Annotated in this window: 20 protein-coding genes; 14 read left to right on the top strand and 6 right to left on the bottom strand. The window is 57.6% G+C overall.

Going from position 1 to position 18,333, the window contains the following annotated elements; all coding sequences use genetic code 11:
- Positions 1-53: 53 nt before the first annotated feature.
- Positions 54-785, bottom strand: a complete 732-nt coding sequence (locus ACM6IQ_RS00100) for a HugZ family protein (RefSeq protein ID WP_017340555.1) — start codon at positions 783-785, stop codon at positions 54-56.
- A 155-nt stretch (positions 786-940) separates the two neighbouring features.
- On the opposite strand from ACM6IQ_RS00100, the gene ACM6IQ_RS00095 reads away from it, so the two are divergent.
- Positions 941-1,699, top strand: a complete 759-nt coding sequence (locus ACM6IQ_RS00095; RefSeq protein ID WP_017340556.1) for an SDR family oxidoreductase — start codon at positions 941-943, stop codon at positions 1,697-1,699.
- 131 nt (positions 1,700-1,830) lie between these two features.
- On the opposite strand, the gene apbC is transcribed toward ACM6IQ_RS00095, so the two are convergent.
- On the bottom strand, positions 1,831-2,925 hold the full coding sequence (gene apbC / locus ACM6IQ_RS00090) for an iron-sulfur cluster carrier protein ApbC (protein ID WP_017340557.1): 1,095 nt from the start codon (positions 2,923-2,925) through the stop codon (positions 1,831-1,833).
- Positions 2,926-3,253: 328 nt separating this feature from the next.
- On the opposite strand from apbC, the gene metG reads away from it, so the two are divergent.
- From metG to ACM6IQ_RS00050, 8 genes are all read left to right on the top strand, one after another.
- Positions 3,254-5,305 carry a methionine--tRNA ligase gene (metG, locus tag ACM6IQ_RS00085; protein WP_017340558.1) on the top strand — a complete coding sequence of 684 codons (2,052 nt, stop codon included), beginning with the start codon at positions 3,254-3,256 and terminating at the stop codon, positions 5,303-5,305.
- Positions 5,306-5,444: 139 nt separating this feature from the next.
- On the top strand, positions 5,445-6,014 hold the full coding sequence (locus ACM6IQ_RS00080) for an Rnf-Nqr domain containing protein (protein ID WP_414877835.1): 570 nt from the start codon (positions 5,445-5,447) through the stop codon (positions 6,012-6,014).
- Positions 6,011-7,225, top strand: a complete 1,215-nt coding sequence (rsxB, locus tag ACM6IQ_RS00075) for an electron transport complex subunit RsxB (RefSeq protein ID WP_414877834.1) — start codon at positions 6,011-6,013, stop codon at positions 7,223-7,225. Before ACM6IQ_RS00080 ends, rsxB begins: the two co-directional genes overlap by 4 nt.
- Entirely contained in the window at positions 7,212-8,201 is a 990-nt protein-coding gene (locus ACM6IQ_RS00070; RefSeq protein WP_017340561.1) for an RnfABCDGE type electron transport complex subunit D, read from the top strand. The genes rsxB and ACM6IQ_RS00070 overlap by 14 nt, the downstream gene beginning before the upstream one ends.
- A complete protein-coding gene (locus tag ACM6IQ_RS00065) occupies positions 8,198-8,806 on the top strand; it encodes an RnfABCDGE type electron transport complex subunit G (RefSeq protein ID WP_414877833.1) in 609 nt (202 codons plus the stop codon). The genes ACM6IQ_RS00070 and ACM6IQ_RS00065 overlap by 4 nt, the downstream gene beginning before the upstream one ends.
- Positions 8,803-9,312, top strand: coding sequence for an Rnf-Nqr domain containing protein (locus ACM6IQ_RS00060; RefSeq protein ID WP_414877832.1), 510 nt, complete (start codon positions 8,803-8,805; stop codon positions 9,310-9,312). Before ACM6IQ_RS00065 ends, ACM6IQ_RS00060 begins: the two co-directional genes overlap by 4 nt.
- Before the next feature lie 25 nt (positions 9,313-9,337).
- Positions 9,338-9,976, top strand: a complete 639-nt coding sequence (gene nth, locus ACM6IQ_RS00055; protein WP_008032146.1) for an endonuclease III — start codon at positions 9,338-9,340, stop codon at positions 9,974-9,976.
- 107 nt (positions 9,977-10,083) lie between these two features.
- Positions 10,084-10,263 (top strand): PA3496 family putative envelope integrity protein, encoded by a 180-nt coding sequence (locus ACM6IQ_RS00050; protein ID WP_017340564.1) that lies wholly within the window; start codon positions 10,084-10,086, stop codon positions 10,261-10,263.
- Positions 10,264-10,353: 90 nt separating this feature from the next.
- Here the strand turns inward: ACM6IQ_RS00050 and ACM6IQ_RS00045 are convergent, their stop codons facing one another.
- A complete protein-coding gene (locus ACM6IQ_RS00045) occupies positions 10,354-10,980 on the bottom strand; it encodes a response regulator transcription factor (protein ID WP_017340565.1) in 627 nt (208 codons plus the stop codon).
- 477 nt (positions 10,981-11,457) lie between these two features.
- Here ACM6IQ_RS00045 and ACM6IQ_RS00040 point away from each other — a divergent pair, with 477 nt between their 5' ends.
- Positions 11,458-12,084 carry a hypothetical protein gene (locus ACM6IQ_RS00040; protein ID WP_414877831.1) on the top strand — a complete coding sequence of 209 codons (627 nt, stop codon included), beginning with the start codon at positions 11,458-11,460 and terminating at the stop codon, positions 12,082-12,084.
- Positions 12,085-12,234: 150 nt separating this feature from the next.
- Here ACM6IQ_RS00040 and ACM6IQ_RS00035 read toward each other — a convergent pair whose 3' ends face one another.
- Positions 12,235-13,452: an argininosuccinate synthase gene (locus ACM6IQ_RS00035; RefSeq protein ID WP_007898502.1), complete on the bottom strand. Its 1,218-nt coding sequence runs from the start codon at positions 13,450-13,452 to the stop codon at positions 12,235-12,237.
- A gap of 129 nt (positions 13,453-13,581) precedes the next feature.
- Positions 13,582-14,490: a flagellar protein MotY gene (locus tag ACM6IQ_RS00030; protein ID WP_414877830.1), complete on the bottom strand. Its 909-nt coding sequence runs from the start codon at positions 14,488-14,490 to the stop codon at positions 13,582-13,584.
- 159 nt (positions 14,491-14,649) lie between these two features.
- On the opposite strand from ACM6IQ_RS00030, the gene pyrC reads away from it, so the two are divergent.
- Together pyrC and rnt are read left to right on the top strand one after the other, a co-directional pair.
- Entirely contained in the window at positions 14,650-15,696 is a 1,047-nt protein-coding gene (gene pyrC, locus ACM6IQ_RS00025; RefSeq protein ID WP_017340568.1) for a dihydroorotase, read from the top strand.
- The gene (gene rnt / locus ACM6IQ_RS00020; protein ID WP_017340569.1) at positions 15,693-16,370 is read left to right on the top strand and encodes a ribonuclease T; all 678 of its coding nucleotides are present in this window, start codon (positions 15,693-15,695) and stop codon (positions 16,368-16,370) included. Before pyrC ends, rnt begins: the two co-directional genes overlap by 4 nt.
- Before the next feature lie 134 nt (positions 16,371-16,504).
- Here the strand turns inward: rnt and ACM6IQ_RS00015 are convergent, their stop codons facing one another.
- Complete coding sequence (locus tag ACM6IQ_RS00015) at positions 16,505-17,107, bottom strand: peroxiredoxin (protein ID WP_017340570.1); 603 nt, start codon at positions 17,105-17,107, stop codon at positions 16,505-16,507.
- 315 nt (positions 17,108-17,422) lie between these two features.
- Here ACM6IQ_RS00015 and ACM6IQ_RS00010 point away from each other — a divergent pair, with 315 nt between their 5' ends.
- Positions 17,423-17,641: a bacterioferritin-associated ferredoxin gene (locus ACM6IQ_RS00010; protein ID WP_008032160.1), complete on the top strand. Its 219-nt coding sequence runs from the start codon at positions 17,423-17,425 to the stop codon at positions 17,639-17,641.
- A 199-nt stretch (positions 17,642-17,840) separates the two neighbouring features.
- On the top strand, positions 17,841-18,314 hold the full coding sequence (gene bfr, locus ACM6IQ_RS00005) for a bacterioferritin (protein WP_017340571.1): 474 nt from the start codon (positions 17,841-17,843) through the stop codon (positions 18,312-18,314).
- Positions 18,315-18,333: the final 19 nt, after the last annotated feature.

The following is an 18,333-nucleotide window of genomic DNA, read 5'->3' as shown; positions in this document are numbered from 1 at the left end:
AACGCAAGAATGCCTTGCCAGTGTTCCCTAGATGACGTCGCCATTGCGTGAATTCAAGCGTCGGCCACTTCATTTTTCGGCCAATGCTCGGCGTGAGCCAGAAAAACCAAGGCTTCGCGTACTTGTGTCGGCGTATTACATGGGGCTTGGAACGGTAGCCAGTAGAGCCCCTGGCCGATGCGCAGGTGCATGCCTTCCGAGTCGATCCCGGCCAATTGCGCCGGCTCGGTGTCCGGCAGGCCGGCGAGCTCGACATAGTGGGCGATGGCTTTGGCGTGGTCGGCATTCATGTGCTCGACCATGCTCACTTCCGCCTTGCCCGCGAAAGGATTGGCCAGTGTCAGCTGATCGACCCAGTGAATCGCACCAAAACCGCCGATGTAGCGGTGACGCACAGGGTTGAGCACCCAGAAATCGAAATCGTGGGCCTTGTGGTAGCTCTGCGAATCCGGGAAATAGCGGTAGTAACGCTCGGCCGCCGCATCGATGGCGGCCTCGTCCTCAAGCTTTTGCGCTTCGGCGAGGTAAGTCAGGCGACCGACGGCTTGCACGTCTTCGGCTTCACGCTCGCCCACGAACAGCGAACATTTCGGGTCTTTTTGCAGGTTATGCGTGTGCTGGGCGATGCGGCTGATCAGGATCAGCGGCCGACCCTGCCCGTCCAGGCAGTACGGAACCACCGAGCCAAACGGGAAGCCGGGCATCGCCTTGGAGTGCGTCGAGAGCACTCCACGGTATTCCTTGAGAAGCAATTCTCGGGCATTCTTGGCCGCTTCAACGCTCAATTTATGACTCCTTATATAGAATCCGTCGAAAAAACGGACAGGCGACTGATGAAAGTTACAGTCCGCCATCGGGGCAGTTCTCATGTGCACGTCCGGTGCAGATCGAGAGGCTCTCTTGCAGGAAGACCACTTCAACCTGTTACCGGGGCATGCGAATGCAACTCACTGACAAAGTAATCATTATCACGGGCGGTTGCCAGGGTTTAGGCCGCTCCATGGCCGAGTATTTCGCCGGCAAAGGCGCGAAGCTTGCGCTGGTTGACCTGAACCCGGAAAAGCTCGATGACGCCGTTGCCGCGTGCAAGGCCAAGGGTGTCGAGGCCCGCGCCTACCTGTGCAACGTCGCCAATGAAGAGCAAGTGACGCACATGGTCGCCCAGGTGGCCGAAGACTTCGGCGCGATCCATGGTCTGATCAACAACGCAGGGATCCTGCGCGACGGCCTGCTGCTGAAGGTCAAGGACGGCGAGATGACCAAGATGAGCCTGGCTCAATGGCAGGCGGTCATCGATGTCAACCTGACCGGCGTGTTCCTGTGCACCCGTGAAGTCGCGGCGAAAATGGTCGAGCTGAACAACAACGGCACGATCATCAATATCTCGTCGATCTCCCGTGCCGGCAACGTCGGTCAGACCAACTACTCCGCTGCCAAGGCCGGTGTCGCGGCAGCGACCGTGACTTGGGCAAAAGAGCTGGCGCGCTACGGCATTCGTGTGGCGGGTATTGCGCCGGGCTTTATCGAAACCGAGATGACGTTGGGCATGAAGCCTGAAGCGCTGGAGAAAATGACGTCCGGGATTCCGCTCAAGCGGATGGGCAAGCCGGAAGAAATCGCCCACTCGGCGGCGTACATTTTCGAGAATGACTACTACACCGGCCGGATTCTGGAGATGGATGGCGGGTTGCGGATCTAAAGCCCGACGCAAAACGACTGTGGGGGCGACGGACCTGCTCGCGATAACGGTGTGCCATTCAACAGTTGAGTTGACTGATCTAACGCTATCGCGAGAAGGCTCGCTCCCACAGGGGATCGTATTTCAGATCATCAATCGTCGCTGATGGTGATATTCGGCATCGCCGGGGTCGCCGCTTCCTGCAACACAATCCGCGCGCCGACATGGCGGGCGAGTTCCTGGTAGACCAGCGCGATCGGGCTGTCCGGCTCGGCGATCACCGTTGGCTTACCGCCGTCGGCCTGTTCGCGAATGGCCATTGCCAGCGGCAACGAAGCCAGCAGTTCAACGCCATATTGGTTCGCCAGCTTCACACCACCGCCCTCACCGAACAGATGCTCGGCATGCCCGCAGTTCGAGCAGATGTGCACGGCCATGTTTTCCACCACGCCCAGCACCGGGATGTTGACCTTGCGGAACATCTCCACGCCTTTGCGCGCGTCCAGCAACGCCAGGTCTTGCGGGGTGGTGACAATGACCGCGCCGGCCACCGGGACTTTCTGCGCCAGGGTCAGCTGAATGTCACCGGTGCCTGGCGGCATGTCGATGACCAGGTAATCCAGGTCGCCCCACGCGGTTTGCGTGACCAGTTGCAACAGCGCGCCGGAAACCATCGGACCGCGCCAGACCATCGGCGTGTTGTCGTCGGTCAGGAACGCCATGGACATCACTTCGACGCCATGGGACTCGATTGGCACGAACCACTTCTGATCCTTGACCTTTGGTCGGGTGCCTTCGGGAATACCGAACATGATGCCCTGGCTCGGCCCGTAAATGTCCGCGTCGAGGATCCCGACCTTGGCGCCTTCGCGGGCCAGGGCCAGCGCGAGGTTGGCGGCGGTGGTGGATTTGCCCACGCCGCCTTTGCCGGACGCCACGGCGACAACATTCTTGACGTTGGCCAGGCCCGGAATCTGCGCCTGCGCCTTGTGCGCGGCGATCACAGTGGTGATATCAACGCGGGCACTGGTGACGCCGTCGAGGCCTTCGATGGCCATCTGCAGCATCTGTGCCCAGCCACTTTTGAACAGACCGGCGGCGTACCCCAACTCCAGCTGGACGCTGACGCGATCACCCTGGATGTCGATGTTGCGCACGCATCCGGCGCTGACCGGGTCCTGGTTCAGGTAAGGGTCGGTGTACTGGCGAAGGACGGTTTCCACCGCTGCGCGATTGACGGCGCTCATGGGCAACTCCGATAGCAAGACTGGAAAATCAGGCAGGTATCCTACGCCGGACATACATTTGTGGCGAGGGAGCTTGCTCCCGCTCGGCTGCGAAGCAGTCGCAATCAGGCAGACGCACTCCTTCCGCCGAAAACGGGTTGCAGGGTTTGGGGCGGCTTCGCCACCCAGCGGGAGCAAGCTCCCTCGCCACACACAAGCATTTTCACGCTGATACTGCCTGTTCACAGGTTTGGGCATTCGATGCAACCGGAAACAGGCTGACGGGGTGAAAAATATGCGCCGGCGCTTTATAGTGGCCGACCTCCGTTTCATCAAGTAGCCGAGCCCCATGTCCGAGCCACGCAAGATCCTCGTCACCAGCGCCCTGCCCTATGCCAATGGTTCGATCCATCTTGGCCACATGCTGGAATACATCCAGACCGATATGTGGGTGCGCTTCCAGAAGCACCGCGGCAATCAATGCATCTATGTCTGCGCCGACGACGCCCACGGTTCGGCCATCATGCTGCGTGCGGAAAAGGAAGGCATCACCCCGGAACAACTGATCGCCAACGTCCAGGCTGAACACAGCGCCGACTTTGCCGAGTTCCTGGTGGACTTCGACAACTTCCACTCCACTCACGCCGAAGAAAACCGTGAGCTGTCGAGCCAGATCTACCTGAAGCTGCGTGACGCCGGGCACATTGCCACGCGCTCGATCACGCAATACTTCGACCCGGAAAAGAAAATGTTCCTGGCCGACCGCTTCATCAAGGGCACCTGCCCGAAATGCGGCACTGAAGACCAGTACGGCGACAACTGCGAAAAATGCGGCGCGACCTACGCACCGACCGACCTGAAGGATCCGAAGTCGGCGATCTCCGGCGCTACCCCGGTGCTCAAGGATTCCCAGCACTTCTTCTTCAAGTTGCCGGACTTTCAGGAAATGCTGCAAGCCTGGACCCGCAGCGGCACCCTGCAAGACGCCGTCGCGAACAAGATCGCCGAATGGCTGGATGCCGGCCTGCAACAGTGGGACATTTCCCGCGATGCGCCGTACTTCGGTTTCGAAATTCCGGGCGAGCCAGGCAAATACTTCTACGTCTGGCTGGACGCGCCGATCGGCTACATGGCCAGTTTCAAGAACCTCTGCAACCGTAAGCCGGAGCTGGATTTCGATGCGTTCTGGGCCAAGGATTCCACGGCCGAGCTGTATCACTTCATCGGCAAGGACATCGTCAACTTCCACGCCCTGTTCTGGCCCGCGATGCTCGAAGGCGCCGGTTTCCGCAAACCGACCGGCATCAACGTGCACGGCTACCTGACCGTCAACGGTCAGAAAATGTCCAAGTCCCGTGGCACCTTCATCAAGGCCCGGACCTACCTGGATCACCTGTCGCCGGAATACCTGCGTTATTACTACGCGGCCAAGCTGGGTCGTGGCGTCGATGACCTCGACCTGAACCTCGAAGACTTCGTGCAGAAGGTCAACTCCGACCTGGTCGGCAAAGTCGTCAACATCGCCAGCCGCTGCGCCGGTTTCATCCACAAAGGCAACGCCGGCGTGCTGGTAGCGGGTAACGCCGCACCGGAACTGACCGAAGCGTTTCTTGCCGCAGCGCCAAGCATCGCCGAAGCCTACGAGGCTCGCGACTTTGCCCGTGCGATGCGCGAAATCATGGGCCTGGCCGACCGCGCCAATGCGTGGATCGCCGACAAGGCACCGTGGTCGCTGAACAAACAGGAAGGCAAGCACGACGAAGTCCAGGCCATCTGCGCGCTGGGCATCAACCTGTTCCGCCAACTGGTGATCTTCCTCAAACCGGTGCTGCCATTGCTGGCCGCCGATGCCGAGGCGTTCCTGAACGTCGCGCCGCTGACCTGGAACGACCACGCGACCTTGCTCAGCAACCATCAGCTGAACGAGTTCAAACCGTTGATGACCCGTATCGACCCGGTGAAAGTGCAAGCCATGACCGACGCTTCGAAAGAAGACCTGACCGCGAGCCAGACCGACACGGGCGAAGCGGCACCTGCCGGCAACGGCGAACTGGCCAAGGATCCACTGTCGCCAGAGATCGATTTCGACGCCTTTGCCGCGATCGACCTGCGCGTCGCGCTGATCGTCAAGGCCGAACATGTAGAAGGTGCCGACAAACTGCTGCGCCTGACCCTGGACATCGGTGACGAGCAACGCAACGTGTTCTCCGGAATCAAGAGCGCTTACCCGGACCCGTCCAAGCTCGATGGTCGCCTGACCATGATGATCGCCAACCTCAAGCCACGGAAAATGAAATTCGGGATCTCCGAAGGCATGGTGATGGCGGCCGGCCCTGGCGGTGAAGAAATCTACCTGCTCAGCCCCGACAGCGGCGCCAAGCCGGGTCAGCGCATCAAGTAAGGTTCTGCGCGAAACCGATCCCACAGTCGTGCCCGGCGTGACTGTGGGATTTTCATGTCTGGCCCATAATGTCTCTGAAGTCGGGCTGCTCCTGCAGAGTTATCCAGCAACCAGCAATAATGTATGGATACAGACGATCATGACCGAGATTGTTCTTACGCTAATCAGCGCCGCCCTGATCAACAACTTCGTGTTGCACTGGCCGCTGGGCGTCGATCCGCTACTGAGCGCCGAGCGCCGCCAGGTGCATGCGCTGGGTATCGCGACGACCTGCCTGATGCTGATCGTCGGCATGCTCGGTCATGCCCTTTACCACGGACTGCTGGTGCCGTTGGGGTTGAGTTCGCTGGGCCTGTTTGTGTTTTTACCCTTGAGCGTTTTGCTGATCGCGCCACTGCTGACGTTGCTGCCGAAGCTGTTTTCCACGCTTTCGTTCGAAGGTCTCTGGCCATTGCTTCTCGGCAATGCCGGCGTCCTGGGGCTGGCGTTGATCAACGTGCGGGACGACGAGGGGTTTTTCCACGCTACAGCCCTGAGCCTAGGCGCCGGGCTGGGTTTCTGGCTGGTGCTGAGTCTGTTCTGCGACTTGCGCCAGCGCACCCTCGATAACGATGTTCCCCTGCCCTTTCGCGGCCTGCCGATCGACCTGATCGGCGCCGGATTGATTGCAGTGGCTTTTCTCGGATTCAGCGGACTGATCAAAACATGAGTCTGATTCAACGCATCGACGCGCTTTTGCCGCAGACCCAGTGCGGCAAGTGTGGCCACCCCGGATGCAAGCCGTACGCCGAGGGCATTGCCAGTGGCGAGCCGATCAACAAGTGTCCGCCGGGGGGCAGCGAAACCATCTCGGCGCTGGCCGAGTTGCTGAAAGTACCGGTGCTGGAACTGGACGTCAGTCGCGGTCCGGCACCGGCGCAAATCGCCTACATCCGAGAGGCCGAATGCATTGGCTGCACCAAATGCATTCAGGCCTGTCCGGTAGATGCCATCGTCGGCGCAGCGAAGTTGATGCACACGGTGATCATCGACGAATGCACCGGTTGCGACCTCTGCGTGGCGCCTTGCCCGGTGGATTGCATCGAGATGCATCCGTTGCCGCTGGCCACGGTGTTGCCGATTGTCGGTGGCCTGGCGTTCAGCCCTGAAGAAGAACAGGCGCGCACCGCCAAACGCAATCACGCACGACGCCGTTTTGAACAGCGCAATGCACGTTTGCATCGCGAAGAAGAACAGAAACTCGCCGAGCGCCAGGCTCGGGCACACCGCGCGGCGCAACACACTGAAGTGACAACGCTCGACCCGGTTCAGGCCGCGCTGGAAAGGGTCCGTGCGCAAAAAGCGGCGAATGCCGACGCTGCGTTGAAAAAAGCCAAGATCGATCTGGCAATGAGCCGTGCCCAACTGAACAAATCGCTCAAGGCGTTCGGCCATCCGCCGACCTTCGAACAGCAATCGCAACTGATTGTCCTGCAACAGCAGTTTGAGGCGTCCGAACAAGCGCTGGCGCAGTTGGAAAGCAGTGCACCGCCAGCCGCTGTGCCCACGGCGCCAGTGAAGGACGCCGAACTGAAACGGGCGAAAATCCAGCTGGCCATGCGCCGCGCCGAACTCAAGAAAGCCCAGGCCAGCGAGGCGCCGGCCGAACAGATCAAAGCCTTGGAACACGCACTCGGCGACGCCGAAACAGCCCTCCACACTGCGGAGGCTGCGAGCGAACAACCTTTACCTGACCTGGCGCGTGTTGAAAAACGCCCGATCGACAACCAGCTTCGTCAGTTGAAAACGGAATTGGCCTACGCTCGCGCTGACGTCAGCAAACTCGAACGACGCAACGACACACCTGCCGAGCTGATGAACAAGGCGCGCGCCCGTCTCCAGGAAGCCGAGCGTCAGGTGGATGCCTATGTCGCCCCTTGAATCGGTCGACGAGCGCCTGCAGCAAGCCATGAAGTTGGTGTTGCTGGCCACCCTGCCGGGCATGCTGGTGTTGTTCTGGCTGTATGGCTGGGGGGTATTGATCAACCTGATGCTGGCCGGCGTTACTGCGTTGGCCGTTGAAGCGGTGGTGTTGCAGTTGCGCAAGCGGGAGCTCAAACCCACCTTGAGCGACGGCAGTGCGTTGGTCAGTGCGACGTTGCTGGCCCTGGCCTTGCCACCGTATTGCCCGTGGTGGCTGACGGTCTGTGCCGCGGCGTTCGCGCTGTTTGGCAAACAGCTGTATGGCGGAGTCGGGAAAAATCCGTTCAACCCGGCGATGCTCGGTTTTGCCCTGGTGCTGGTGACGTTTCCCCAGCAGATGACCCATTGGCCGTCCTCCCACGGCATGGACCTGCTCGGTGGTTTGCAACAAGTGTTCGGTTTCAGCCTGAGCCAGACGCCGGATGCCTGGGTCCAGGCGACGGCGCTGGACAGTCTGCGAATCAACAAAAGCCTGACCATGGACGAACTCTTCGCGGGCAATCCGGCCTTCGGCCACGTCGGTGCGCGCGGTGTGGAATGGGTCAACCTCGCCTTTCTGGCGGGCGGCATGTTTTTGCTGCAACGACGGGTGTTCAGTTGGCATGCGCCGGTGGGCATGCTTGTCAGCCTGTTCGTCATCAGCCTGCTGTGCTGGAACGGCTCGGGATCCGATTCCCATGGCTCGCCACTGTTTCATCTGCTCACCGGCGCAAGCATGCTGGGGGCGTTCTTTATCGTCACGGAGCCGGTGTCGGGCGCCAAAAGCCCTGGAGGGCGACTGCTGTTTGGCGCGGGTGTGGGGCTGCTGACCTACCTGATTCGAACCTGGGGCGGTTATCCGGACGGCGTGGCGTTTGCGGTGCTGCTGATGAACCTCTGCGTGCCGGCGCTGGACCGGTTTGTCACGTCGAGACAGGAGCGAGTTGCGCCATGAGCCGAGTGTCGAGCGTGGTGATTCTGGTGGTGCTGGCAGGCATGGGGATTGGCGCAACTTACCTTGTGCAGCACAGTAGCGCGCCACGCATTGCGAACGAACAGCGCCTGATCGACAGCCGCAACCTGCTGGACCTGCTGCCCGCTGACAGCTACGACAATCAACCGCTGGAACAACCGTTGTGCCTCGACGATACGGGATTGACCAATAGCACATTGCTAGGCGGCTACCTCGCGACCAAGGCCGGCCAACCCAGTATCGTTTTGTTGCGCAGTCAGGCATTGGGTTATGCGGGCAGCATCGACTTGTTGATCGCCATAGGCGCAAACGGCAAGTTGGTGGGGGTCAAAACCCTCAGGCAATCCGAGACTCCGGGGCTGGGCGCGCGCATTGCCGACTGGCCAAATGCCTGGCTCAATGACTTTGCCGGCAAATCGCGAAGCGAACCGGCTGACAATGGCTGGGCGTTGAAAAAAGATCAGGGCCAGTTCGATCAGATCGCAGGGGCGACCATCACTTCAAGAGCCGTGATCAACGCCATCCACGATGCCTTGCGCTACTTCGATGAACATCAGCAACAGTTGATCGGGATCAGTCCCCCATGAATAAGTCATCGACGCTGCAAAACTCGCTGATGCTCGCACCGCTGATCGGCGCCACCGGCTCATGGATGACCGCGCTGGGCCTGTGGTTGATGTTCATTGTGGTGATCAGTGCCTACGGCGTCGGCATGGCGGCCCTGGGACCACGACTTGTTCCGTCTGCCCGTTTGTTTGCCGGCATTTTGCTGGCCGCCACGCTGACCAGTTGCGCGGAGATCGCCGCACAAGTCTTATCACTCAAATGGCATCAGCAGGTGGGAATCTATGCCGGACTGATCGCCTTGCAATGTGTCGTTCTTGATCACATAGGCTTCTTCCAGAGCGCATTACGTGACCGCCTTCGCCTGTGTGGCCTGTTCGGTGCGCTGATGGTGGGCCTGGGCCTGCTGCGCGAACTCATCGGCTATGGAGGCCTGCACCTGGTCACTCTGGTCCCCGGCGGATTCATTTTGCTGGGTCTGGTGATCGCTGCATGGCAGGCCTGGTCCCGCCCGAATCCCTCACACTGACCGCTTTCGAGGAAATGCACTGCCCATGAATGCTGCAAAACGTCTGGAAATTTTCCGCAGGCTGCATGAAGACAACCCGGAACCGAAGACCGAACTGGCTTACTCCTCGCCCTTCGAATTGCTGATCTCCGTGATTCTCTCAGCGCAATCGACCGATGTCGGCGTTAACAAGGCCACCGCCAAGCTCTACCCGGTGGCCAACACGCCGCAGGCGATTTATGCACTGGGTGTCGAGGGATTGTCGGAATACATCAAGACCATCGGCCTGTTCAACAGCAAGGCAAAAAACGTGATCGAGACCTGTCGCTTGCTGGTGGAACGCCATGGAGGCGAAGTACCGCAGACCCGCGAAGAGCTGGAAGCGCTACCCGGCGTCGGCCGCAAAACCGCCAACGTGGTGCTCAACACTGCCTTTCGCCAACTGACCATGGCCGTGGATACCCACATTTTTCGGGTCAGTAACCGTACCGGCATTGCGCCGGGTAAAAACGTGGTCGAGGTCGAGAAAAAACTGATGAAGTTTGTGCCCAAGGAATACCTGCTCGATTCCCATCACTGGCTGATTCTTCACGGACGTTACGTTTGCCTGGCCCGCAAGCCCCGTTGCGGCAGTTGCCGGATCGAAGACCTGTGCGAATACAAGCACAAGACTTCGGACGATTGAGGCGCTATTAGGTTTTTTGATTTATCGATTGAAAAAATCTTTTTTACCCACGCAGAGATTGTCGCTATAAGGGGCGCCAAAGGCAGTCTTAGCCTGGAGTTAACCTTATGAGCACTGGCAAAGAGCAATTGGACGTAGAAGAGGACTTCACACCCATTGAGGCCGATGACGCGGAACCGGTGGTTGAAGTGGCAAAGACCAACCTGAGCAAACGCCGCACGATCGACAACCTGCTGGAGGAGCGCCGACTGCAAAAACAGTTGGCCGATTACGATTTTGACCTATAACACCTGAAAGCCTCCCGAAACGGAGGCTTTTTTTTAAGTGCGAAACCTCGAAAACACCCATTCACCCAGTCCCGTGAAGCGCTGGTGCAGTCACACCAGCCCATTGCGTTGAGCCAGTTCGATCAAGTCCACCAAGGACCGCGCATTGAGCTTTAACAACAGGCGAGTCTTGTAAGTGCTGACGGTTTTATTGCTGAGGAACATTCCATCGGCAATTTCCTTATTGGTCTTGCCTCGGGCCAACTGTTGCAAAACCATCATTTCCCGCCCCGACAAACGATCCACCATATCGGCTTCACTGGCGTTCCCCAGACTGGCACGCACTGTATGCAAAGCTTGATTGGGAAAATAACTGTAGCCAGACAATACTGCTTTTATTGCACTGAGCAACTCAGTGAGATCCTGTTGTTTGCAAACATATCCGGCAGCGCCAGACTGCATGCAACGCATCGAAAAATGTCCAGGTGCCTGGGAAGTCAATATCAGTACTTTCATTGGCATTGCTGCCGAGACAAGGCGCGCAATGACTTCCAGTCCATCCAGCTTCGGTATTCCTATATCCAGGATGACAATATCCGGCATATGTTCACGAGCCAGTTGTAATGCATCCACGCCATTATCTGTTTCTGCAATGACCTCGTAGCCATGACGTTCCATCAGCATACGTACCGCAAGACGAATGACGGGGTGATCATCCACGATCAGCACTTTATTCATGGGCAAGTCCAATTTTCGCTGTTCGAATTTTTAGAGCCCGCACAATAGCCTAGTCGTTTCACCCATGGCACGCCGCCCCTCCCGGTCACCCACACCGAGAGACATTCCCTACAAACAATGAGGAATATTCTTACAAGAAACCTTCGAGAGCTGCACGTCGGAAACTTTATTTGCTTTATGACATTAAACTCTTCAACAAATTTTTTGTATCAATTTGAAAAATCAAAACCAAAATAATAAATCGATATCGGTGGTCCGACCTGCGCCTACAGTTGAGCTACCCTTAACGGACACCTGCATTTCAGGGTTCGCGAGACACATTGAAAACAACATATACAAAATCTTACAGTCCACAACAACTTAACCGAAATAAAACAGACATAGGCCAACAATAAATTCACAGCTAATATAAAAACTTCAAAACAACTATCAGCCATTAACCAATAGAGAAAAGACAAACCTATATGAGTACGAAACATGACAAAACCCAAACAAAGAATCACCACCCCCATGACAGTCATCGCCATATTCGCAACACTGTCTGAAACGTCGGCAGCCGTCTCCCTGCCTTTCCTCGATAACAAGGAAAGAGAACTCTACATCTGGTTTTTGATCAGCTTTCCGTTTTATTTGCTTCTACTGTTCTTCGCCACACTTAACTTCAATTATCGATCGCTCTATGCGCCGTCCGATTTTGAGAAAGGAAAACACTTCATAAAAGTCATGGACAATGCCGAGCGTCCGGATATTGCTCAAGGCACGCCAGGCGAGAACAGAGGGCGGGAAAGTCTATCGGTCCAGCATCACATCGAATTGCCGGAGAAATTGAAGGACCTGCACATCATTGATGCAAGATGGATGAACAGAAAAATCGAATTCCGCGAGCTTCTGGAAAGGATTCGATTGCCCAAGGGCGATTCGGCGCAAGTGGTCGTGTTTCTCACCAGTGCCGAGTCAGAGAATCTGCTGAAAGAAAACGCGCTCAAATTTTTCAGACACGTAAAGAAACGCAACGGTGCACCGTTTTGCATTGCTTACAACGTGAGCTCACGCCATGTGACGGTCATTGATCAACTCGCCAGACTGACCCACAGCGGTCAGTAGCGTTTACGATCGAAAGGAGAGAAGCAGGCAGAAATGCCGCTTGCGAAAACAAGAAGAAAGATGAATCGCAATGTCAGAAAAAAACCCTATTTCCAAATTTGTGGCCTTGTCGAAAACAAGGCCACAAATTCCATCAAGGCGTCAGAAACTTCAGAAAAGCTTCCGGCCTTTGTTCGCCGCAATGCGCATGCGCAGGGCGTTTAGCTTGATGAAGCCAGCCGCATCCGCCTGATTGTAAGCGCCGCCATCTTCTTCAAATGTCGCAATGTTGGCGTCGAACAACGATTCGTCGGACTTGCGCCCCGTGACGATCACATTGCCCTTGTACAGCTTCAGGCGCACAACGCCGTTCACGTGTGCCTGGGAAGCATCGATCATCTGTTGCAGCATCAGACGCTCAGGACTCCACCAGTAACCGGTGTAGATCAGGCTGGCGTATTTAGGCATCAACTCGTCTTTGAGGTGAGCCACTTCGCGGTCCAGGGTGATCGATTCGATCGCACGGTGGGCGCGCAGCATGATGGTGCCGCCTGGGGTTTCGTAGCAGCCACGGGACTTCATGCCCACGTAACGGTTCTCGACGATGTCGAGGCGGCCGATGCCGTGTTCGCCACCGATACGGTTCAGGGTCGCCAGCACCGTAGCCGGAGTCATTTCGACGCCGTCCAGTGCAACGATGTCGCCGTTGCGATAGGTCAGTTCCAGGTATTGCGCTTTATCTGGAGCCTTCTCCGGGGAGACGGTCCATTTCCACATGTCTTCTTCGTGCTCGGTCCAGGTGTCTTCCAGCACGCCGCCTTCATAGGAGATGTGCAGCAGGTTGGCATCCATCGAGTACGGGGATTTTTTCTTGCCGTGACGCTCGATCGGGATGTTGTGCTTTTCAGCGTAATCCATCAGCTTTTCACGGGACAGCAGGTCCCATTCGCGCCACGGTGCAATCACTTTTACACCTGGCTTCAAGGCGTAGGCGCCCAGTTCGAAACGAACCTGGTCGTTGCCTTTGCCGGTGGCGCCGTGGGAAATGGCGTCAGCGCCGGTTTCGTTGGCGATTTCGATCAGGCGCTTGGCGATCAACGGACGAGCGATGGAAGTACCCAGCAGGTACTCGCCTTCGTAAACGGTGTTGGCGCGAAACATCGGGAAAACGAAATCGCGCACGAATTCTTCGCGCAGATCGTCGATGTAGATCTCTTTCACGCCCATGGCCTGAGCCTTGGCACGTGCAGGTTCGACCTCTTCGCCCTGACCCAGGTCAGCGGTGAAGGTCACGACTTCACAGTTATAAGTATCCTGCAGCCACTTGAGGATCACCGAAGTGTCCAGGCCGCCGGAATACGCCAGAACGACCTTGTTTACGTCCGCCATGCCATCACTCCACGGGGTTCTACGGAAAGCCGGGAAGTCTACCGCTCATACGGAATAATTTACAGTGGCGCGACAGCTTATGACGACGAAGCGACAGATTATGTCGACCGCGCGACGATGACCGATGGGTCAGGAAGTCTTCGCCGCGCTCGCCGATGCTGTTGATTGAGGCGCCGGCGGCTCGGTGGGTGCGACCCGCGCGAGGTGCACATTGACTCGACGATTCTTCGCCCGATTGGCCGCATTGGTGTTGGGTACCAATGGATAACGCTCACCATGAAAGCGCACGGTAACCTGCGATTCCTGCACACCGTTGGCCTTGAAGAACTCCATGACCGCCAGGGCCCGACGCCGCGACAGGTCTCGATTGGTCAGGCGGTTGCCGCTGTTGTCGGAGTGGCCGTCAAGCTCAATGTGATTGACCGTGGGATCGGCCTTCATGAACTCCAGCATCACCTGCAGCTGAGCCTTGGCCTGCGCGTCGAGGTCCAGGCCGTCGCCGGGAAAGCCGATCTGCGTTTGCTTGATCTGCTCGAAATTCTTCGGCAGCAGTTTCGCCACGCAGCCCTGATAATCGTTGAACGCCTTGCTGAACTTGACCGGCAACAGCCGCACTTCCGAGACCCGGCCATCGCCCGAAGAATGCCGGACGACCGGGCTGCGCCCATCCATCAAGCCACTGATCAAGCGCCCGGCCTGAACCTGCGAACTGTTGAACAGCACATTGCCGCTGCCGATCCGCACGGAACCGAGATTGATGTCGCCACGCCCCGGCTGCCAGGGTGCAGCAGCCGCCAATAAGGTCGCCGAGCCGCCGCCGACCATCGAGTTATAAGCTTTCAGACGAAACGTCGCCTGCTCGCCGGCGCGACGCACGAACTCACCCGAACCGAAATCGGTGATCGGTTGAATCAGGCGGCACTCGAACTTGTCCCCTTCGACCGTCCACTCGATGCTCTCCAGACGGGTCTGGAAAGTGAGCGCCATCGCGGGAAGGCTGGCAAACACACTGAGCAAGGCTAAATAACGCTGGCGCACGGGAGGCTCCACTGGCTTCTACAACAAAAAGACCGACACACACATGTTTACGGCGTACCTGTTGGATATCGGAAGCTTCCCGCAAAACTTGATAGCGAGTGCCTGAGAGAGTCTTTTCCGGTAGCATTCCCCTGAGTTTGACCCGCCTGGAATCCCCTCATGTCCGACCGCCTGACCCTGCTGCGTCCCGACGACTGGCACATTCATCTTCGCGATGGTGCCGTGTTGACCAATACCGTTGCGGATGTCGCGCGCACCTTTGGTCGCGCCATCATCATGCCCAACCTGGTACCTCCGGTGCGCAACGCCGCTGAAGCCGACGGCTATCGCCAGCGGATTCTCGCTGCACGTCCGGCCGGCAGCCGTTTCGAACCGTTGATGGTGCTTTACCTGACCGACCGCACCCAGCCCGAAGAAATTCGTGAAGCCAAGGCCAGCGGTTTCGTGTTCGCCGCCAAGTTGTACCCGGCCGGCGCGACCACCAACTCGGATTCTGGCGTCACCAGTATCGACAAGATTTTCCCTGCGCTCGAGGCCATGGCCGAAGTCGGGATGCCTTTGTTGATTCACGGTGAAGTCACCCGTGGCGATGTCGACGTGTTCGACCGCGAAAAAATCTTCATCGATGAGCACATGCGTCGTGTGGTCGAGCGTTTCCCGACGCTCAAAGTGGTGTTCGAACACATCACCACCGCGGACGCCGTGCAGTTCGTCAACGAGGCTTCGGCCAATGTTGGCGCGACCATCACCGCGCATCACCTCTTGTACAACCGCAACCACATGCTGGTCGGCGGAATTCGGCCGCACTTCTACTGCTTGCCGATTCTCAAGCGCAACACCCACCAGGAAGCCCTGCTCGACGCCGCCACCAGCGGCAGCGACAAGTTCTTCCTCGGCACCGACTCGGCACCGCATGCCCAGCACGCCAAGGAAGCCGCTTGCGGTTGTGCCGGTTGCTACACCGCTTATGCGGCGATCGAGATGTACGCCGAAGCGTTCGAACAGCGCAATGCGCTGGACAAGCTCGAAGCCTTCGCCAGCCTTAACGGCCCGCGCTTCTATGGCCTGCCGGTGAACACCGATCGCATTACCCTGGTCCGCGACGAGTGGACCGCCCCAACCAGCCTGCCATTTGGCGAGCTGACCGTTATCCCGCTGCGCGCCGGTGAAAAACTGCGCTGGCGCCTGCTGGAGGAACACGCGTGAGTGAAGACCATTTCGATGACGAACAGGACGGTCAAGGCGGCGGAAGTGGTCCACGCCACCCGATGGCAGCTCGATTCCGTGGATACCTGCCAGTCGTTGTCGACGTTGAAACCGGTGGTTTCAACTCTGCCACTGACGCTTTGCTGGAAATAGCCGCTACCACCATCGCCATGGATGAAAAGGGCTTTGTATACCCTGATCACACCTATTTCTTCCGCGTCGAGCCGTTTGAAGGCGCCAACGTCGAAGCGGCCGCCCTGGAGTTCACCGGGATCAAACTCGATCACCCGCTGCGCATGGCAGTAAGTGAAGAAGCGGCGCTGACCGATATCTTCCGTGGTATCCGCAAGGCGTTGAAAGCCAACGGCTGCAAGCGGGCGATCCTGGTCGGGCACAACAGCAGTTTCGACCTGGGCTTCCTGAACGCAGCGGTTGCGCGCCTGGACATGAAGCGCAACCCGTTCCATCCATTCTCCAGCTTCGACACGGCAACCCTCGCCGGTCTGGCCTACGGTCAAACCGTGTTGGCGAAAGCCTGTCAGGCCGCCGACATCGACTTCGACGGTCGCGAGGCTCACTCGGCTCGCTACGACACCGAGAAGACGGCTGAGCTGTTCTGCGGCATCGTCAATCGCTGGAAGCAGATGGGCGGCTGGGAAGACTACAACGACTGATCCAACACTTGTGGCGAGGGAGCTTGCTCCCTGGCCACAGACTCAGCATCGTGCTTGAGCGAACGGCATCGGTTTTATCCCGCCCATAAAAAAACCGGCCTCGACGGCCGGTTTTTTTATGCCTCGAACGCGCCTTACAGGGCAGCAGCGTTCTCGGTCAGGTAGGCTGCGACGCCTTCGGTCGAAGCGGTCATGCCTTTGTCGCCTTTTTTCCAGTTGGCAGGGCAGACTTCGCCGTGCTCTTCGTGGAATTGCAGAGCGTCGACCAGACGGATCAGCTCTTCCATGTTACGGCCCAGCGGCAGGTCGTTGATGATCTGCGAGCGGACAACGCCTTTGTCGTCGATCAGGAACGCGCCACGGAAAGCCACGCCGCCTTCGGACTCAACGTCGTAGGCCTTGGCAATTTCGTGCTTCATGTCGGCAGCCATGGTGTAGCGAACCTGGCCGATACCGCCATTGTTCACCGGGGTGTTGCGCCATGCGTTGTGAGTGAAGTGCGAGTCGATCGAAACGGCGATCACTTCAACATTGCGTGCCTTGAAGTCGGACATGCGGTTGTCCAGAGCGATCAGCTCGGATGGGCACACGAAGGTGAAGTCCAGTGGGTAGAAGAACACCAGGCCGTATTTGCCTTTGATGGCCGACGACAGGGTGAAGCTGTCGACGATTTCGCCATTGCCGAGTACGGCCGGTACGGTGAAGTCAGGGGCTTGCTTGCCTACGAGTACGCTCATTGAATATCTCCTGGTGTAAAAACGTGAAGTTCCGGGTTGGCGCCAGCCTGCCACCCTCAGGCGACAGCCCTGTGACACCCACCCGCTTCATAAGGACCGGCCATCATACACTGCGTTTTTGAGCTGTCCTCAACGGTTTTTCGTCAACACCTCAAATTGCTGTCTTCGCGATTACTGGCAGATTGCCCTGGGGAAAACCGTTCGTCAGCCACGCACGTTTATAACGCAAAGCTTTCAGAAACCACTTTGACAATCATTCTCGTTAACATTAAGATCCATCGCAACTGAGTCACCACCAGCGACGGTTCTTAGCTTATGTATGTCTGCCTCTGCACTGGCGTCACCGACGGACAAATCCGCGAAGCGATCTATGAAGGATGCTGCAGCTACAAGGAAGTCCGCCAGGCTACCGGCGTAGCCAGCCAATGCGGCAAATGCGCCTGCCTTGCCAAGGAAGTGGTGCGTGAAACCCTGACCAAATTGCAAACAGCCCAGGCAGCAATTCCTTTCCCTGTAGAATTTACTGCCGCATAGATACCCTATTCCAAAGAACCGGACTTCATGTCCGGTTTTTTTATGCCTGAAAATCAATCGGTTACGGGTCAGACGCGGAACACAAACATTCTTATTCCGATTAATTTTCATATAAGTTTCAATAACTTAGGTTTGACACTCTTAGTTGTGCGGCTCAGACTCCGCTTTATAGACAGCTAATACAGGGCAGGACCCCATCATGAAAGGCGACATTACAGTCATCCAGCATCTCAACAAGATCCTTGCCAATGAACTGGTCGCGATCAATCAGTATTTTCTGCATGCGCGCATGTATGAAGATTGGGGCCTGAACAAGCTCGGCAAACACGAATACCACGAGTCCATCGACGAGATGAAACACGCGGACAAGCTGATCAAGCGCATCCTGTTCCTGGAAGGCCTGCCGAACGTGCAGGACCTGGGCAAGCTGCAGATCGGCGAGCACACCCAGGAAATGCTTGAGTGCGACCTGCGCATCGAACGTACCGGCCACGCCGACTTGAAAGTTGCGATTGCTCATTGCGAAACGGTTGGCGATTTCGGTAGCCGTGAACTGCTCGAAGACATTCTCGAATCCGAAGAAGAACATATCGACTGGCTGGAAACCCAACTGGGCCTGATCGATAAAGTCGGTCTTGAGAATTATCTGCAATCGCAGATGGGCGAAGAATAATTAGCGCCCGTTAACTCGA

It is taken from the genome of Pseudomonas sp. IT-P100, from assembly GCF_949767185.1.
Taxonomy (GTDB): domain Bacteria; phylum Pseudomonadota; class Gammaproteobacteria; order Pseudomonadales; family Pseudomonadaceae; genus Aquipseudomonas; species Aquipseudomonas fluorescens_B.
Note: the sequence above shows the minus strand (reverse complement) of the source record. Positions and strands in the feature narration are given on the sequence as shown.

Excerpts from the sequence above, each read along its gene's own strand:
- ACM6IQ_RS00040 (WP_414877831.1), top strand. The coding sequence starts at position 11,458 with ATGACAAAACCCAAACAAAGAATCACCACCCCCATGACAGTCATCGCC.
- ACM6IQ_RS00035 (WP_007898502.1), bottom strand. The coding sequence starts at position 13,452 with ATGGCGGACGTAAACAAGGTCGTTCTGGCGTATTCCGGCGGCCTGGAC.
- apbC (WP_017340557.1), bottom strand. The coding sequence starts at position 2,925 with ATGAGCGCCGTCAATCGCGCAGCGGTGGAAACCGTCCTTCGCCAGTAC.
- ACM6IQ_RS00070 (WP_017340561.1), top strand. The coding sequence starts at position 7,212 with ATGTCGCCCCTTGAATCGGTCGACGAGCGCCTGCAGCAAGCCATGAAG.
- ACM6IQ_RS00045 (WP_017340565.1), bottom strand. The coding sequence starts at position 10,980 with ATGAATAAAGTGCTGATCGTGGATGATCACCCCGTCATTCGTCTTGCG.
- ACM6IQ_RS00080 (WP_414877835.1), top strand. The coding sequence starts at position 5,445 with ATGACCGAGATTGTTCTTACGCTAATCAGCGCCGCCCTGATCAACAAC.
- ACM6IQ_RS00065 (WP_414877833.1), top strand. The coding sequence starts at position 8,198 with ATGAGCCGAGTGTCGAGCGTGGTGATTCTGGTGGTGCTGGCAGGCATG.
- nth (WP_008032146.1), top strand. The coding sequence starts at position 9,338 with ATGAATGCTGCAAAACGTCTGGAAATTTTCCGCAGGCTGCATGAAGAC.
- ACM6IQ_RS00095 (WP_017340556.1), top strand. The coding sequence starts at position 941 with ATGCAACTCACTGACAAAGTAATCATTATCACGGGCGGTTGCCAGGGT.
- ACM6IQ_RS00050 (WP_017340564.1), top strand. The coding sequence starts at position 10,084 with ATGAGCACTGGCAAAGAGCAATTGGACGTAGAAGAGGACTTCACACCC.
- pyrC (WP_017340568.1), top strand. The coding sequence starts at position 14,650 with ATGTCCGACCGCCTGACCCTGCTGCGTCCCGACGACTGGCACATTCAT.
- ACM6IQ_RS00060 (WP_414877832.1), top strand. The coding sequence starts at position 8,803 with ATGAATAAGTCATCGACGCTGCAAAACTCGCTGATGCTCGCACCGCTG.
- ACM6IQ_RS00010 (WP_008032160.1), top strand. The coding sequence starts at position 17,423 with ATGTATGTCTGCCTCTGCACTGGCGTCACCGACGGACAAATCCGCGAA.
- bfr (WP_017340571.1), top strand. The coding sequence starts at position 17,841 with ATGAAAGGCGACATTACAGTCATCCAGCATCTCAACAAGATCCTTGCC.
- ACM6IQ_RS00015 (WP_017340570.1), bottom strand. The coding sequence starts at position 17,107 with ATGAGCGTACTCGTAGGCAAGCAAGCCCCTGACTTCACCGTACCGGCC.
- metG (WP_017340558.1), top strand. The coding sequence starts at position 3,254 with ATGTCCGAGCCACGCAAGATCCTCGTCACCAGCGCCCTGCCCTATGCC.
- rsxB (WP_414877834.1), top strand. The coding sequence starts at position 6,011 with ATGAGTCTGATTCAACGCATCGACGCGCTTTTGCCGCAGACCCAGTGC.